At 65.1% G+C, this 16,645-nt stretch carries 13 protein-coding genes; 1 reads left to right on the top strand and 12 read right to left on the bottom strand.

What is annotated here, in order from left to right; genetic code table 11:
* Window positions 1-73 precede the first annotated feature (73 nt).
* The 7 genes from QW863_RS25090 to QW863_RS25120 are packed head-to-tail and all read right to left on the bottom strand — an operon-like array spanning window position 74 to window position 8,998.
* Window positions 74-1,072 carry an FAD:protein FMN transferase gene (locus tag QW863_RS25090; RefSeq protein ID WP_315717453.1) on the bottom strand — a complete coding sequence of 333 codons (999 nt, stop codon included), beginning with the start codon at window positions 1,070-1,072 and terminating at the stop codon, window positions 74-76.
* Complete coding sequence (locus QW863_RS25095; RefSeq protein ID WP_315717454.1) at window positions 1,069-1,626, bottom strand: nitrous oxide reductase accessory protein NosL; 558 nt, start codon at window positions 1,624-1,626, stop codon at window positions 1,069-1,071. The genes QW863_RS25090 and QW863_RS25095 overlap by 4 nt, the downstream gene beginning before the upstream one ends.
* Complete coding sequence (locus QW863_RS25100; protein ID WP_315717455.1) at window positions 1,623-2,453, bottom strand: ABC transporter permease; 831 nt, start codon at window positions 2,451-2,453, stop codon at window positions 1,623-1,625. Before QW863_RS25100 ends, QW863_RS25095 begins: the two co-directional genes overlap by 4 nt.
* Complete coding sequence (locus QW863_RS25105; RefSeq protein WP_315717456.1) at window positions 2,450-3,370, bottom strand: ABC transporter ATP-binding protein; 921 nt, start codon at window positions 3,368-3,370, stop codon at window positions 2,450-2,452. The genes QW863_RS25100 and QW863_RS25105 overlap by 4 nt, the downstream gene beginning before the upstream one ends.
* The gene (locus QW863_RS25110; protein ID WP_315717459.1) at window positions 3,367-4,758 is read right to left on the bottom strand and encodes a nitrous oxide reductase family maturation protein NosD; all 1,392 of its coding nucleotides are present in this window, start codon (window positions 4,756-4,758) and stop codon (window positions 3,367-3,369) included. Before QW863_RS25110 ends, QW863_RS25105 begins: the two co-directional genes overlap by 4 nt.
* Before the next feature lie 3 nt (window positions 4,759-4,761).
* Window positions 4,762-6,687 carry a TAT-dependent nitrous-oxide reductase gene (nosZ, locus tag QW863_RS25115; RefSeq protein ID WP_315717460.1) on the bottom strand — a complete coding sequence of 642 codons (1,926 nt, stop codon included), beginning with the start codon at window positions 6,685-6,687 and terminating at the stop codon, window positions 4,762-4,764.
* A 10-nt stretch (window positions 6,688-6,697) separates the two neighbouring features.
* On the bottom strand, window positions 6,698-8,998 hold the full coding sequence (locus QW863_RS25120) for a 4Fe-4S binding protein (protein ID WP_409977964.1): 2,301 nt from the start codon (window positions 8,996-8,998) through the stop codon (window positions 6,698-6,700).
* Window positions 8,999-9,207: 209 nt separating this feature from the next.
* On the opposite strand from QW863_RS25120, the gene QW863_RS25125 reads away from it, so the two are divergent.
* Window positions 9,208-10,077 carry a ferritin family protein gene (locus tag QW863_RS25125; RefSeq protein ID WP_315717461.1) on the top strand — a complete coding sequence of 290 codons (870 nt, stop codon included), beginning with the start codon at window positions 9,208-9,210 and terminating at the stop codon, window positions 10,075-10,077.
* A 79-nt stretch (window positions 10,078-10,156) separates the two neighbouring features.
* On the opposite strand, the gene QW863_RS25130 is transcribed toward QW863_RS25125, so the two are convergent.
* The 5 genes from QW863_RS25130 to gspD form a co-directional block, all read right to left on the bottom strand.
* Window positions 10,157-11,275, bottom strand: coding sequence for a hypothetical protein (locus QW863_RS25130; RefSeq protein WP_315717462.1), 1,119 nt, complete (start codon window positions 11,273-11,275; stop codon window positions 10,157-10,159).
* A complete protein-coding gene (locus QW863_RS25135) occupies window positions 11,238-11,579 on the bottom strand; it encodes a hypothetical protein (RefSeq protein ID WP_315717489.1) in 342 nt (113 codons plus the stop codon). The genes QW863_RS25130 and QW863_RS25135 overlap by 38 nt, the downstream gene beginning before the upstream one ends.
* A complete protein-coding gene (locus QW863_RS25140; RefSeq protein ID WP_315717463.1) occupies window positions 11,506-13,383 on the bottom strand; it encodes an alkaline phosphatase family protein in 1,878 nt (625 codons plus the stop codon). The genes QW863_RS25135 and QW863_RS25140 overlap by 74 nt, the downstream gene beginning before the upstream one ends.
* 246 nt (window positions 13,384-13,629) lie before the next feature.
* Window positions 13,630-14,178, bottom strand: coding sequence for a tetratricopeptide repeat protein (locus QW863_RS25145; protein ID WP_315717464.1), 549 nt, complete (start codon window positions 14,176-14,178; stop codon window positions 13,630-13,632).
* On the bottom strand, window positions 14,150-16,453 hold the full coding sequence (gene gspD, locus QW863_RS25150) for a type II secretion system secretin GspD (RefSeq protein ID WP_315717465.1): 2,304 nt from the start codon (window positions 16,451-16,453) through the stop codon (window positions 14,150-14,152). Before gspD ends, QW863_RS25145 begins: the two co-directional genes overlap by 29 nt.
* Between the last annotated feature and the right edge of the window lie 192 nt (window positions 16,454-16,645).

Consider the following 16,645-nt stretch of genomic DNA (forward strand, 5'->3'; position numbering starts at 1 on the left):
GCAGCAAGCGGTGCGGCCTTCGACCGGCGACCGTCGTCCTCTAGCCGCGCTCTCGACTGATTCGGCCGCGAATTCAAGCGACAAGCTCGACTGTCGCTCCGGTCGCGTCGATCAGGTGAACACGTTCGACCTCGGTGCGGGGCAGCAGGGCACGAATCTCAGGCTCCGACATCAGGCTGAAGGCGGTCGAGAGCGCGTCTGCCGCCGTTGCATTGCCGGCGACCGTGGTCACGCTGCGATAGCGCTGCGCACAGCCGCCGTCGTGCGGATCGAACAGATGATTGAAGCGGCCTCGCGGATCGAAGCGGAAGCCATAGGCGCCCGATGTCGATACGGCGCGATCGATGATCGGAAGCAGTGCAGCGGTCCGGTCGGGAATGTCCGGATCGGCGATTGCGATCTCCCAGGGCCGTGCATCCGGCCGTGCGCCGATGGCGCGGGCTTCGCCCATGTCGACCAGGCTGTGCTGCACGCCCTCGCTGCGCAGGAGCTCGACGATCCGGTCCGTGACATAGCCCTGCGCGATGCCATTGAGGGTGAGCGCCATGCCGCGCGGCATGACGATGCGATCGCGGCTGACGCTGAGCCGCTGATGGCCGACCCGCGCCAGCGCCTCTTGCACGGCCGCTTGCGGCGGCCCGTCGGGATTGGCATGCGGGCGCGAAAAATGATCGGCATAGAGCGTCCACAGCGGTTGCACCGTCGGGTCGAAGCGGCCGTCGGTCATCGCGGCGTAGCGCTGCGAGCGTGTGAGGATGTCGACCAGCTCGGGCGCGGGGTCCACCAGCACACCGGTGCGGTTCAGCGTCACCAGCGCCGATTGCTCCAGATACAGGCTGAACAGGCGCTCGAGCCGCCGGGCTTCGCCGATCGACACCGTGATCAGCCGTTCGGCTTCCTGCCGGTCGCGGTGATGAAGCTTGATCGTGGCGACGGCGCCGAGCAGCGTGCCGCGCCATTCGACCGATCCGCTTGTGCTGTCGGCCGCCTGCGCCCAGGAAGGAGCAACCGCGAGACCCGCCAATGCGGCGCTGATGCGGATGAAGCGCCGGCGCGAGAGGTAAAGTGTCATCGCTGGACTCCCGTGGTTTGCTTCGAACCCGGCTCGGCCAGACCGGCGTTGTCGTCGGCGGAGCTCAGCACGTAGTCGCGGGGCACCTCGGTGAAGCCGACGATGCGGCCGCCGTGCTCGGCAGCGAACCGCTCGGCCGCGGTCCGATCCGAGAACGGCACCGCCTCGTCGCTGCCCATGCCGCTCCTGACCCGGCTGCCGATCACGAACACCGCCTTGCGCGCCTCGACCCAATTGTCGGCGCCCGGATTGTCCCAGCTCGCGGCTTTGCCCATGTCGGAGACGTAGATCGCCTGGATGTCCTTGGGCTCGTCGGGCAGCATCGTGAAGGCGATGGCGTCACGCGCGGAGGAGAACCAGACCGGTTCGATCAGGCTGGCGGCGAAGATCTGTCCCTTGGGGCCAGAATGCTCGAGCAGATTCATGCCGCAATAATGCCCGATCGCCTCCGCCGTCAGCTTGATCGGCGGCGGCGGCGCGGCCGCCTGCCTGTCGTTGCAGGCGGCAAGCGCAAAGGCGGCGATGAGCAAGCCGGCGAAAGCGAGGCGTTTCATAGCTCCCTCCGGGAGAAGGCCAGCGCGGCGCCGGCGAGCGGCACCAACGTCCAAAGCACCAGCGCTGTGAGCAACACCTGCACCGACAGCGTGCTGCTGCCGGCGAGCCCGGCCATGCCGGAGAACAGGCTGACATTGGCGAAGCCGGTCAGGTTGAACAGCCGGTAGGCGTCGGTCGGGTTGAGCAGCAGCAGCGCGCTGAGCACGCCGCCGGAAACGTTGCGGCCCTGATCGATCACGAGAAGGCCGAGCAGCGCCATGTCGTAGATCAGGACGAGCACGAGCCACAGGCCGATGCTGACCCCCGCTGCGGTGCCGCGGTCGCGCACCACTGCACTGACGAGATAGCCGATCGCGACGAACACCGCGCCAAGCAGAACGGAGGAGCCGATCATCGCGGCGAAGGCCGCGAGCCCGTCACTGTCGAAGTGACTGCCGGCGATCAGCAGCGCTACGGCAGCGGCGCCATAGCCGAGGCAGGTCGCGAAGGCGAGCACCGCGAGATGACCGAGGAACTTGCCGAGCAGCACCTGCCAGCGCGCCACGGGATAGCTGAGCAGCAGCAGCATGGTGCCGCGCTCCATGTCTCCGACGATGGCGTCGTGCGAGATCAGAAGCGCGATCAGCGGGATCAGGAAGATGGTCAGGCTCGACAGGCTGACGATGACGACGTCGAGCGCGCGCGCGCCCACGGTGCCGGTCGGTGCGCTGCCGAGAAAGGTCAGCGACAGCGCGAGCCCCGCCAGCAGCAGGGTCGACGCCAGCACCCAGCGATTGCGGATCGCCTGCTGGATTTCCTTCGCGGCGATGGTGATCACGGCATTCATTGCGAACGCTCCGCGTGGCGCAGGAAATGCGCGTAGAGCTCGTCGAGATTGGGCGGGATGAGCTCGAGATCCTGCACGGCGGTGCCGTCGGCCGTCGCACGGCGCAGCAGAGCGATCTTCTCGTCCTGCGCTGCGTCGATCTCGACGATGTGGCCATTGACCCGACGATAGGAGGTCGCCTCCGGCAGCCAGGAGGGCCGGCCGGATGGCGGCAGCTCAGCGACCTTTACCCGGATCCGGGTCGGCAGTCGCGCGAGGCGGCGCAACTCGTCGAGCGTGCCGTCGGCGACCTTGAGTCCCTTGTTCATGATGATGACACGGCCGGCCCGCTCCTCCAGCTCGGTCAGCGCATGCGATGACAGCAGCACCGTCGTGCCCTCGGCGGCGAGCTTCTGGATCACCTCGTAGAACGTCTGGCGCAGCTCGGGATCGAGACCGGTGGTCGGCTCGTCCAGCAGCAGCACGCGTGGCCGGCCGATCAGCGCCTGTGCCAAGCCGAGGCGCTGGCGCATGCCCTTCGAGTAGGTATTGACGCGGCGTCCGGCAGCGTCGCCCAGCCCGACGACATCGAGCAGCGCCAGCGCGCCCTTCACAGGCTCGCGCTTGAGGCGGGCGTAGAAGCTCTGCGTCTCGCGGCCGGTGAGCGCTGCATCGAAGGCGACGTTCTCCGGCAGATAGCCGAGCCGACGCCGCGAGGAGAACTCGCCCGCGGCCGGGTTTTCGCCGAGCAGCGCGATCGCGCCCTTGGTCGGTCGGATCAGGCCGAGCATCATCTTCATCAGCGTGGTCTTGCCGGCGCCGTTGTGGCCGATCAGGGCCACCATCTCCCCGGCCGCGAGATCGAACGACACGCCCTTGACGGCTTCGACCTTGCCGTAGTGCTTGATCACGTCGGCGATATGGACGGTCGCGCTCATCGGGCGCTGCTCCTAGCGGCAGTGCGGCGCGCCGGCGGTGGCGACATCAGCGGATGGCTGTCGACCACGCCGCCGGGCAGGATCGCCGGGAACTGCGCCTGTGCCCAGCGGATCACCTGCACGGCCGGACTGTTGATCAGGACCTTGGCGGCCGGCGCGGTCCACAGCACGCGGTCGATCAGATCATTCGGCCGGTAGGCGGTGTCGGCAACGCCGTCGCCGTTGAGGTCGAAGCCCGGGTTGTCGCTCCAATAATTGCCGCGGCCGTCTTTCGACCAGTCGAGATGGCGGGTGCCGACATACTTGATCTGGCTGGCATTGTTGACGAAGGCATTGCCCCTGATGTCGTTGCCCTCGGAGCCGGCGGTAAAGTGAACGCCGATCTCGCACCCTTCGAACCAGTTGTCAGTGATATGGTTGTTGTTGGTGTTGTAGATGAACACGCATTTCTCGGGACCGGGACGGGCGCCGGCGGTCGGCGTGGCCGTGCTCGCATCGGCCTGCGGCACGCCTTCGTCGGTGCCGCGGTTCTCCGCGGTGGCCCAGCGCTCTGCCGGCTGCAGCCCACCGATCACGCTGTTGCCGGCGATCTGCGAGCCGTTGGCCGCGTTGAACAGCAAGCCGCGGTCGCGGTCGTGATCCGAGACGTTATCCCTCACGACGAGCGCCTTGGAGAACATCATCGCATAGCCGATGATGTTGCGGGTCGAGACGTTGCCGGAGATTTCGCTGTCGTTGGTGTACATGAAGTGGACCGCGAAGCGCAGGTCGCTGAAGCGATTGCCGCTGAAGACGTTGTTGCGGCTGGTGATGGCGAACACGCCATCGCGGCCGTACCGGAATTGGTTGTCGATCACCTTGGCGCCCGGCGCGTTCCAGACGGAGACGCCGTTGCCGGTGACGCCGCCGCGCGTCGCGCGCAGGCCGATGATGCTGTTGTGACGGACCATGGCGTTGGCTGATCCGTGCAGATAGACGCCGAACAGATTGCCCTCCATCTGGTTGTTCTCGATCAGCGTGTCGTGCGCGCCCTGGTCGACGAAGATGCCGGAATCCATCTGCTCAAGCGAGCGGCCGGAGCCTTTGATGACGAAACCTCGAATGACGGTACCCGGTGCCATGACGGTGATGACGCTCCCACGGCCGTCGCCGGTGATCACGGCGCCATGCGCGCCGGTCAGTGTCAGGCGACGGGTGATCCGCAGCGGCCCGTGATAGGTGCCTGCGGCCAGCGCGATCTCATCGCCCTCGGCCGCGCGATCGAGCACGTCCTGCAAGTCGGCAATGTCGGCCGCGACCGCTCGTGTCGCCGCTGTTGCGCGGAAGGGCAGGCTGGCGACGACGAGCGCCGCCAGCCCCAGAGTCTTGATATGGCGCATGCGCCGCATCGCTCACGCGTTCCGCGGCGAGACCAGCATGCGTCCGCGCATTTCCATGTGCATGGCGTGGCAGAACCATGTGCAGAAATACCAGTACACGCCGGGCTTGTCGGCGATGAACGTCACCGACGAGGTCTGCTGCGGATCGATCTCCATGTTGACGCCGTAGTTGACGATGCAGAAGCCGTGCACCAGATCCTCGACGTCGTCGATGTTGGTGACATAGACCGTCACCTCGTCGCCCTGCTTGACCTCGAACTTTTCGAGCGCGTAGGCGGGCGCGCTGGACCACATGTAGACGCGCACCTTGTTGCCGTCGCGGATCACCTTGGCGTCGCTCTCCAGCGTGACGCCGTCGGCTGCGGCCTGCTTGCGGGCGTCGGCGAAGAACGGGTCGTCGCGTTTCCAGATCGAGGTCACGCGGCCCTCGAGCTTGGAGCGGTGCACGATCACGGCGTCATGCGGCTCAGCGAAGCTCGGGCCGTCATGCACCAGCTCCATCTTGTCGCCGGAGATGTCGATCAGCTGGTCGTTCTCCGGCTTGAGCGGGCCGACATTCAGGAAGCGATCCTTGGAGAACTTGTTCAGCGACAGCAGCCATTTGCCGTCGGCTTCCTTGGTCTCGCCCATCGAGGCGTGGTTGTGGCCCGGCTGATAGTGGACGTCGAGCTTCTGGATGATGGGGTTGACCTTCTCGCCCTTGAAGGCGCGCTTGGCGAGATCGAGGCTCCATTTGCAGACCTGGCTGTCAAGGAACAGCGTGGTGTAGGCGTTGCCCCGGCCGTCGAAGGCGGTGTGCAGCGGCCCGAGGCCGAGCTCCGGCTCGGCCACGACGACGTCGCGCGGCTTGATCTTGTCGTCGAACAGGTTGTCGATCAGGCGGACGTCGATCACCGTGACCGTCGGCGCCAGCTTGCCATTGGCGACGACGTGGATGCCATCGGGGGCCGTGTTGAGGCCATGCGGACTGTTGGAGACCGGCACGTAGCGCGTGTAAGGCGATCCTTTGCGGCCGTCGATCACGGGAACGCCGTTCATCTCCTTGAAGTCGCCCTTCTTGACGGCCTCCTCGATGCGCTTGATGTTGAAGATCGTGACCCAGTCCTGTTCGCTTGCCGTCATCTCGGCCAGGGTGACGCCCTTCTCCGAGTTGTAGCAGGTCGAGAACGCATATTTGCCCTGGTAGTCGCAGTCGGTGTTGTCGAGATTGCCGTCGACGATCACCTGCCAGGCGACCTTCATGGTGTCGCCGTCGACGGCCGAGAACATCGACCAGTATTTCGACTTGTCGTCGAGCACCTTGCCGTCGTTCGGCAGCGGCACCTCATATTCGCCGTTGCAGAAAACGTAACCGGTGCGCGGGAACTTCTGCGGACGCATGCCGTGGATGGTGTACTGGTTCGGCAGCTCGATGATCTTGTCGCATTTCATCACGTCGGTGCGAATGCGGGCGAGCCGGGTGTTGGCCTTGTCGTTGATGAAGATGTAGCGGCCGTCATATGTGCCGTTGGTGAACGACATGTGCGGATGGTGGCAGTCGCCGTTCATCCAGATGCCGAGCCGGTCCTTGAGCCGTTCGCGCGTCTCGGGCAGCAGCCCCTCGGTCATGATCTTGCGGCTCTCGTTGGTCTGGCCCCAGCCGGTGGCGCTGCACCGGTTGAAGACCGGAATGCGCATCAGCTCGCGCATCGAGGGCATGCCAACGATCCGCAACTCGCCGGTCTGGCCGCTGGAGAAGAATACATAGTACTCGTCGAGCTGGCCGGGCGCGACCTCCGCCTTGCCGGCGCCTTGCGCCGGTCGCGACTGTGCGGCGGCCGGCGTGGTCTCGACGCTCTTGCCGAGGCCGATGCTGCCGGCAACGCCGGCCGCGCCGAGCGCGGCGGTGCCGACGATTTGTCGGCGGCTGAGTTTCGTCTGGTCGTCGTCGTGCGCCATCGTCGTCTCCTTATGATGGATGAGTGAGATCGTTGGATTGAGCCGGCGCCGTCGTCGGCCGACCGGCATGGGTGATCACGGTCTTTGGACCGGATTTGGCGGCGCGCATCGACGGCGATGACATCGCCTCGAACTTCTCGCGCTTGAGCCGGACCTGGATCATGTGCGGACAGCGCTGATCGTCGTAGTAGAGCTCCTGGCAATGCATGCAGTAGATGCATTCATTGACATTGATGTGTCCCTCGGGATGGATCGACTGCACCGGACATTCCTTGGCGCAGCGCTGGCAGGGCGAGCCGCACTCCTTCCAGCGACGCAGCCATTCGAAGGTGCGGATGCGTCCGGGAATCGCCAGCGCGGCGCCCAGCGGGCAGAGATAGCGGCAGAAGAAGCGTTCGATGAACAGGCCGATGCCGAGCAGCGCCGCGGCATACAGCACGAACGGCCAGCTGCGCGAGAATTTCAGGATGATCGCGGTCTTGAACGGCTCGACCTCCGCGACCTGCTCGGCGAGCGCGACCGAATACAGCGACAGCCCGAACAGGCCGAGGAAGATGATGTATTTGATCGGCCACAGCCGCTCATGCAGCCCCCAGGGCACCGTGATCTGCGGCACCTTGAGCCATTTTGCCACTGTGTTGGTCAGCTCCTGCAGCGCGCCGAACGGACAGAGCCAGCCGCAGAACGGCCCGCGGCCCCAGAACAGCAGTCCAGCCGCCGTTGCCGCCCACAGGATGAAGATCAAGGGCGCCGCGAGGAAGAACTCCCAATGGAAGCCGGTCAGCAGCGCGTTGACGAAGGTGACGACGTTGACGACCGAGAGCTGGGCGTTGGCGTACCAGCCGAGCCAGACCAGCACGAACAGCAGATAGGTGCGGCGCACCCAGGTGTAGAGCCGGGGACGGCGCACCAGAACGTTCTGGAAGAAGAAGATCCCTGTGAGCGCGGCCAGCGCCAGCGCGGTGATGCCGATGGAGACCGTCTGCGAGCGCCAGATGCGCATCCATAACGGCTCCTCGGTGTCGTCGGCGACCGGTTGCGCCGTGGTCGGGGCGGGACGCGCGGACGTCGCCTTCGCTGCCGACACAGCGGGGCGCGTCTGCTGCTTCAAGTAGGCGTCGGGCACCGTGTAGTCGACATCGAATGTCAGGAACGCCTTGTCGTGGCTGCCTGTGCTTCGTTGCACCAGGAGCTGGAGCTGCCATGGCTCGGTCGGGTCGAACGTGAATTCGGGCGGCGTGATGAACAGTCCGATCTCGCGCAGGGCAGGGGCGCCGGCGGCGGTCAGCGCACCGAGTCGCATGTGGTTCTTGTCGCGGAACCGTGTGCTTCCGCCCTCCTGCAGCACCTCGATACGGTCGAAGATGCCGCCTCGGACATAAGCGGAGCCCTTGAACGAGTAGACGCCGTCGCCGGCGACGACGATCGCCTGCTGTCCGGGCTGCAATCGCTGCTTGAGTCGCTGATAGCCCTCGTCGCCGAGCAGGCTGCGGCCGATCGTGGGCACGCTGGCCATGGCCACATAGAGATCGATGAAGGTGTCGCCGGCATCGCCGGGCTCCGGATTCTGCGCGGCCGCCGCATTGCCCGACTTGGCGAACGCGTCGTTGACGTCGCCGATGCTGAGATGCAGGCGCCGCACCGAGCCGTCGCCGAGCAGACTGCTCCAGTCGCGGATCTCGCTCTTGTCGGGATCGACCGTCTTGGTCACGCCGGGCTGCGCTGCGGCGGCGGTCGCCGCTGAGCCGGCGCCGATGCGGCCGCTGCGGATCAGGCGCGTGGCGGCGCGCACGATGCTGTCGTGCATCACCAGCACGGTGACCGTGGCACCTGAGACGATGTCGGCCTGCGGCGCATGTTCCGCGCCTTGCGCAATCGGCATCATGTCCTTGCCGAGCAGGCCGTTGAGTGCGGCAACGATGCGTGGCTGGGGAATGCCGATCAGCACGATGGGCTCTTTGTGATCGACCAGCTTCAGCCCGGTGATGACGCCCTTGGGATCGATGCCGACGAGGATGTGGATCGGCTTGCCCGAATAGCCGACGGAATTGGCGAAATCGGAGTTGAGATAGACGTAACCCTTGAGCTGATCGCCGCGATACACCGGCATGATCGGCGGCTCGCCTTGCGGCTCGCCGAAACGATCCGCATCCGGGAACAGCTCACCCGGCGTGATCTTCGAGAGGTAGGTTGCGAGATCGCCGGCCGCATGTGCTGCGCGCGGGGCCGCGATCGCGCAGAACCCGATGAGGATTGCTACCAGGATAGCAGGCATGCGCCACCGATTGGTGGCGACATCACTCGCAACCATGATCACCTCAAGCGGAACGGACGGCCCGCGAAGGGGCCGTATTCCAGTCAGGACTGTTTCGGGGAAGGAAGGATCGTCGCCATTGACAATCCCTGAGCAAATAGAGTCGGGTTAAATTGACTCCTTATCGTGCCGGTTGTCTAGTGGGTCGCAATCCGACGGACGTTGCGCTGGATCAAACAAGCCAGGACAATCAGGCGGACCATCATATGTTGTTGACACGCACGCTCTCGCTCAAGTCGGAACCGGCCGGGAACCTGCATTCGATCGACGAGCTGTTCGCGCTCGCCAATGCGATGGAGCAGGAGGCGGCCGATCGCTACGACGAGCTGTCCGGAGAGATGCAGCGTCAAGGCCGGCTCGATCTGGCCGCTGTCTTCGCGAGGCTGGCCGCGGCCGAGCGCGAGCATGTCGACAGTGTCGCGCAATGGTCGCAAGCGCGAACGGGGCGTGCCCCCGATGCGTCGCTGGTGCGCTGGCAACCACCGGAGACCTTTGAGCCCGGCGTGGCACGCGAAATCCAGGACTCGCGGCTGATGACGCCGTACCGCGCGCTGTCGATGGCGGTGCGCAACGAGGAGCGGGCCTTTGCGTTCTGGTCCTATCTTGCGGCATTTGCCGATGATCCCGAGGTCAAGAGGGCGTCCGAGGCGATGGCGCGAGAGGAACTCGGTCATGTCGCGACGCTGCGCAAGGAGCGGCGCCGTGCCTATCATCTTGAGACCGACGCCAGGCGCGCGGCGTCGGTGGCGTCGGACGCCGGCACGATCGACGCCGGCCGGCTGGAGCGTCGACTCGCCGAGTTGCTCGACGCGATGGCTGTGCGCGCCGCTGGCCGCCCGGCGGATCGCGTGCGCGAGCTTGCGCAGGAAGCCGCGGCAATGGCATCGGAGGTTGCGGACCTGTTGCGCCTGCCGGCTGGGCTCGCGCAAGCCGATGCGGCCGTGCTGGCGGAGGCGCTCGCGGACGCGTATCTGGAGCATGCGGAGCGAGCGACCGAACCGGACCGGCTCGATCTGATGCAGCGGCTGGCGTCGCAGGCGATCGCCCGGCTGGCCTGGCTGCGGTCGCTCGGTTGAGTCCGACTCCAGAACTCCGCGAAAGAGGCGAAAGACAAGGGTCGCCCAGCCAAGCTGGACGACCCGATCATCATGAGGCTCAGTTGCGGGTCGGCGCCGGCACGGCGGTGCGGTTCGCTGGCACCGTGACGGGCTGGAAGGAGAACACGTCGCGACTGCGCGGATCGACGGTCACCTTGAGCCAGCGCACGTCGTTGTTGCCGTTGCCCTGATTGTCGCCGAACGTTTCGACGCGAACGAAGTTCTCAAGCCGCTGGCCGGCACTGTTGAGGAAGGGCTGGTCGATCCGGAAGTAATGGGAATCGCCGTGGACGTAGGCGACCGGCTTGCGGAACGCCTCGACTTCGGTGCGCAAGGCGGTCAGAAAGCTGACGAAGCCATCGGGCTGCCCGTCGGCTTCGGCGAGCGTCCTGGGATCGCGCAGCGGCGCGCGCGTCGGATCGGCCTGGTCCCAGCCCGGGTTGCCCTGGGTGATGAACATCACCGCGGCGGAGTTGCGCCTCTTGGCTTCCGCGAAGGTCTGTTGCATCCACAGAATCACGGCCGCGTTGCGCGCGTTGTATTCGTCCGGATCGGGATTTGTGTCGCAGAGATTGTTGCAGGATCCCTGGATGTTGAGGGTCGCGTAGGTGACCCGGCCAACGGTCCAGCGGCGATTCTCGACGCAGCCGACCTTGGTGCCGTTGGCGCTCAGACACAGCGGATCGGTCTGCACCTCCTGGCGCAGCTTGCGCTGGCCGAGCGAAAACGGCGTCGAGAAGAACACCTTGCGCTCGTAATCGAGCCGGTCGCGCGAGTTGAAGCCGCCATTCGAGGGGCGATCGCAATCGACCCAGTCATTGTCGCCCGGGGTGAACATCGCGGGCGCCTCGAGGCTGTTGAAGAAGGCGAGCGCCTGGGCGTAGAGGCCGGCGTCGCAGGCGGAATTGGAGCCCTGCTTCAGGTCGCCATCGTGCGCCGTGAATTTCAGCCGATGGGCGTTCATGTCGGCGATCAGGTTGGGGACGCCGACGGTGGCCTGCAGCGTGGAGTAGGGCAGGTCGCCCCACAGGCCGATGGCGTAGCTGTCGTCATCGTCGTCGAAGCCATGGTCGTGCGCAAGGCTCGGCGCGGCAGAGGAAAACGCCAGCAAAGACACCGTGACGGACAATGTGAGCAATTCATGAAAGGCAGATTTGAACGATGATCGAAGTGACATTCTGCAAGATCCCCCAAGACCTCGGTTGCAACGCGCCGCTTCGTTCAAGCGGCGGCGGGACGATGCGGAGGCTCGATAACGGGGGCGTGACGATCGGCTGACAATCCGCTGACGGCGTCACGATGTTGCAAATCGGTACACCATCAATCTCGTCGCCGCGCACAATGCGCAGATGGCCCGCCGCAACGTGTGCGGCGGGCTGTTCTTGACAGCGGCAGACTCCCGGTCGATCAGCGGTCGTCGCCGTATCCGTGCTCACCGTGGTCGTGATGATGCCAGCCGCCGTCGTGATCGTGATCGCCATCGTTATCGCCGAAGGCGAACAGATTCATCAGGTCGCCGATCGCAGGACGGTTCTTCGGCACATAGCGGTTGCCGTCCCGGTCATGGATCGGATTGGGGAGTCGGTCGCGGCTGACGGCGGAGATCGTGGGCAGCCGCCAGTTGCGCTCGATGAATTTCAGCAGCGAGACGTGATCGTAATAGGTGTGGTCGACATGACCCTTCTTGGCCAGCGGCGAGACCAGGATGAAGGGAATGCGGGTGCCGTCGCCGAGGAAGTCCACCGGCTGGACATAGCCGGAGTCATAGTAGCCACCGCCCTCGTCCGTCGTGATGAAGATCGCGGTCTTGGCCCAGAGCTGCGGGTTGGCCTTGACGCGATTGATCAGGGCCTCGAGGAATTTTTCGTAGAGGTCGGTGGTCGAATCGGCGGGATGCCCGGCGAGCGCCTCGAACGGACGCACGAATGACACTGCGGGCAGCGTGTTGTTCTGCACGTCCTTCACGAAGGCGCCGTAGTTCTGCAGCTTGGCTTCCTCGGCGGGGTTCTTCATGATGTTGTTGAAGCCGGTGAGCGGGTCGCAGATGCCGCAATAGGAGTGGAACAGCAGCGGCACGCCGTCGACGCTCTTGGCGAAGGTGGTGGCATCGTCACCGCGGTCGGCGCTGTAGTATTTCCAGGACACGCCTTTTGCGGTCATCACGTCGGCGATGGTCGGCGCGCTCTGCGGCGGCAGCACGAATTTGTCCGAGCCGAGGGCATTCGGCTTGGCGCTGGTCTGGTTCCAGAACATGCTGTAGTTGTTGACGAGATAATAGTGGTTCGGCGCGCAGTTGTTGCTATAGACGCCGTTCTTGAAAAGCTGCTCGTTGACGGCGGCGACGCCGGGCGCGCTGGGGTCCGAGCAATTGACGTAGGAGCCGCCGCTGTAACCGTCCTGCTTGTAGTAGTTGTTGGTGCCGGGAACCGGATCCGGATTCTCGATCTGGTTGGCGTAGGGCACGGCGGGGGCGCCGTTCAGCGTCTCGGGATTGGTGAAGAACGCGGCGTGGCCGGTCACGAGCGCCTGGAAGTTGGCTCCGGTGCCGCCCATGATCGCCTGATGATAGTTGTCGCTGATCGCATACTCGTCGGCGAGCTGCTTGAAGAACGCTGCGTCACCGGGCTGGGCCTTGCCGGCGGCGTCGGTGAACGGGTTCATATTGTAGAAGCCCATCGAGATGGCGCCTTCCATCGGGTTGAACCCGCCGGCCGGATAGGGCTGACCGTTCGAGCCGGTGCCGATGGTCTGCTCGACCCATACGAATTTGTCGTGCTTGCCGCCGTCGATGTCCTGCCACATCTGGAAGAAGCGGTGCACTGGATCTCCGGTGTAGGCCGCATAGGAGACGTATTTCGAAATCTGGTACGGGCCGTTGGGAAGATTGGCCGGGAAGCGGGTGTCGAGGACGTTCTGCGGCAGGCCGATCCCGTAGGTGGTGTAGGGCTGCGGTAGTGTCGCATAGGCGCCGGTGGACGCGGTCTCGGCAGTGTAGCGAACCTCGTCGCGGCCGATCCGCTGCTCCGCCTTCTTGAAATGCCGGCCCGGCGTGCCGTCTTCGTTGACGATGCCCTTGCTGAGCAGATTGTCGATCGTCTGACCCGCCTTCGGCTTGTAGGTGCCGAACAGATTGTCGAAGGTGTGGTTCTCGCCGACGATGATGATGACATGCTCGATCGGCGTACTCGTCGCCGGTTCGGCGAAGGCTGGCGCGACGCTGGTCGCGGTGAAGACGGCGGTGGTCGCAAGGGCGAGCGCCTTGGACCGTGTGACTGTTCTGGTCATGAGATCTCCGGACGGAGGAGGGTGGTGGCGCGCGCATGCTGATGGCCGCTTGCCTGCGACGATCTATCGCGGCAACAAATTGCAACGTGGTGTCGGTCTTGCTTCGGTTTTGTGAAATGCGCCGAGCAGCGCGGATACTGGACACGCACGTCACAGCACCAGCTTGGCAGCGCGTGTGCCGCCGGGGGCTTGACTCCATTGCTGTCGGGAGCCAGCGCTCGCCGGGCTATGGACCGGTGATACTGGTCAGAGCTGGCCGGGCACCCAGCTCAGCGCGAGGGCTTGGCCTTGCGCGATCTGGCTGGCCGACATCTTGGATGCGACGGCGTTGCGAAGCCGCAGGAAGTAGCTGCGCTGGGTCGACTTGGCATGTCCGGCAGCAAGGTTCAGCCATTTGTAGGCGAGCACGACGTCCTGTGGAACGCCATGACCCTTGTCGTACATCAGGCCGAGCATCGCTTGGCCGAACGGATTGCCGGCTGCGGCGGCCTGGCAATAGAGATCGCTCGCGACCTCGTAGGCCTGCGGGGTTCCAAAGCCGTTTTCATACATGAAGCCGAGCATCGCCTGAGCGCGTGGATCGCCGCGCAAGGCAGGCGGGGTCAGCACGCGCACGGCGCGGACGAAGTCGCCGCGCGCATAGGCGATGCGTGCGGTGCTAACCGAATCGGCGCGAACGGGCGAGGCGAGTGCTCCCAGCAGCAGGATGGCTGCGGTGCAGGCGATGGTGAGGCGCCCCATCGTCGGCCGGATCACGTGGCTGGGGTCAACGGGTGGTGCGGACACGCAAATCATCCGTGATGCTCGCTCCGACTGATCCGCGGAGCTTGGAACGGAGTTCTTCTGCCACCTGATGCGCATCGCTGCCGTCGCGAATGATCTGCGGCCGGATGAAGATGATGAGCTCGGTGCGTGTGCCCTTCTTGCCCTGATGCGAGAACGCATCGCCAAGAACCGGAATCTCGTCGAAGCCCGGAATGCCGTTGCGATTGCCGGTCTGCTGCTCGCTGATCAGGCCCGCCAGCAGCACGGTCTGGCCGTTGGCGACCGAGATGGCGCTCTTGACCTTGCGCTGCGACACCGTCGGCGTGAGACTCGTGGCGGTCTGGGCCGCGACGTTGCTGATCTCCTGCTCGACCTCGAGCCGCACATTGCCGTTGGCGGCGATGCGCGGCACGACGCGCAGGATGATGCCGGTGTTGCGATAGTCGATGGTGTTGACGACAGTATTGCTCGACGACAGTACGGTCGCGCTGCCGGTCGATACCGGCACGACGTCGCCGACCTGCAGGGTGGCGGTCTGGTTGTTGATCACGACCAGCGAGGGATTGGAGAGCACCTTGACGCTGGTGACAGTATGGAGTGCGTCGAGGATCATGTTGGGCGAGGCTTCGTGTCCGATCAGGAAGTTGAAGCCGGGCAGAGCGCGGTTGATCAAGGCCGTCGTCGCCGCGGATGTCGTCGCTGTGGCGACCGACGTGGCTTGCGTATTGGTGATCGATCCTTTGTCGGTCCCGAGGCCGAGCACCTTGCTCGAAAGATAGGCCTGCACGCCGTAGGACAGCTCGTTGGTGAGCGTCACTTCGGCAATCGTGGCGTCGATCCCGACCTGCAGCACCGGCTGGTCGAGCTGCTGCAGCGTGCTGGAGATGATGCGGTAGTTCTCGCGGTCGGCATAGATGAGCAGCGAGTTGTTCACCGTGTCCGGGGTGATCCGGACATTCGGCATGATGGCCTGGCCTCCGCCAGCACCACTGCTGCGTGGCTCCAGCCCGGTCGAGGACGGCGTACTGCTGGAGGACGATGTGCTCGAAGATGACATGCTCGAGAGACCACCGGCTTGGGACCGGCTCGTCGGATTGGCGCTCGAACCCGATGATCCCGCTGCATTTGTGTTGAAGGAGAGCCGATCGGCGACCGATGTCGTCGTGCCGTCGGACCCCGGCGCGGTCTGGCCGTCGGCGCCGTCGGTGGAGGACGAGCCGGCGCCGCCGAACATGTCGGTGAGCACCTTGGCGAGCTGGCGCGCGTCGCCGTAGCGGACCCGGTAGACGTGGACGCTGGTGCGCCCGGAGTCGGCCTGATCGAGCCGGCGGATCCAGGTTGCCGCGCTCTGCAGCAGCGCTGGCTTGCGCGTCACGACCATGATCGCGTTCAGGCGATTGACGACCTGCAGCTTGACGAGATTCTGGCTCAATCCGTTCTCACCGGAGTCCATGATCTTCTCCAGCTCCGCCATCAAAGGCTCTGGCGCCGAATTGCTGACCGGGAAGATGCCGACGGACTGGCCGCGCATCCAGTCGACGTCGAAGCTCATCACCGTTTCGATCGCGGAGCGTCGCTCGGCTCCTGTGCCCTGGATCAGAAGCAAGTTCCGGGTAGTGTCGGCGCGCACGCTGCCGGCGCGAGTCGCGAAGCTGTCCATCAGCTTGAGGATCGTCTGCGCACCGACATATTGCAGCGGCACGACGGAGACGCCGTAGCCGGGCTCGGCGCGGCCGGCCTCGCCGTCGACGCGTCCGGCGCCGATGGCGTCGCCGAGCGGGGTCAGCTTGTAGCCGCCGCCTTCGCGGACTAGCACGACGCCGGACAGGCGCAGCGCGCTCTCCAGCACGAACAGGATGTCGGATTTCGGCACCGGCCGCGCCGACACCAGGCTGACGCTGCCCTGCACGCGGGGATCGATCGAGTAGCCCGCGCCGAGGATGTCGCCGATCACGACCTTCGCAACCACTGCGATCGGCGTGTTCTCGAAATTGAGGTCATAGCCCTTGCCATCGGCCGCCGGAAGCGGCCTGACCTCGGCGACCTCCTGAACCGTGGTCCCCTGATATGTCCGCGCGCTCGCGCGCTCGACCTCGGGGCGTCCCTGGATCGATGCGACCGGTCCACTGTCGCGCGGCAGGATATCGAGCGAGCGCACCTTGTCGATGACGTCGACATCGGCCGGCGCGCTGGCCTGGGAATTGAGCGTTGCCATGTTGCAGGAGGCGAGCAGCACCGCAATCGCCAGCAGCGAGGCAGGTCTGACAACCGCAGCGGACTGGCTTCGATTGCCGATACGAAACATGGACTTACCGATCTACTCGTGTTGACCGGCCGAAACGCAGCAGCGCCTCGTTTAGACCGCGCAGCCTGCATAGCGGTCCAATATGACACTTATGTATAATTGGCGGCTGCCGCCCGACCTTTGCGCCGCATGTGTGTCGGAAATGTCGGCGCCTCCGGCATTCGTACAGCCGTCATGTTCGCGATCAATAAC

Origin of the sequence: Bradyrhizobium sp. SZCCHNR1017, from assembly GCF_032381375.1 — a bacterium.
Taxonomy (GTDB): Bacteria; Pseudomonadota; Alphaproteobacteria; order Rhizobiales; family Xanthobacteraceae; genus Bradyrhizobium.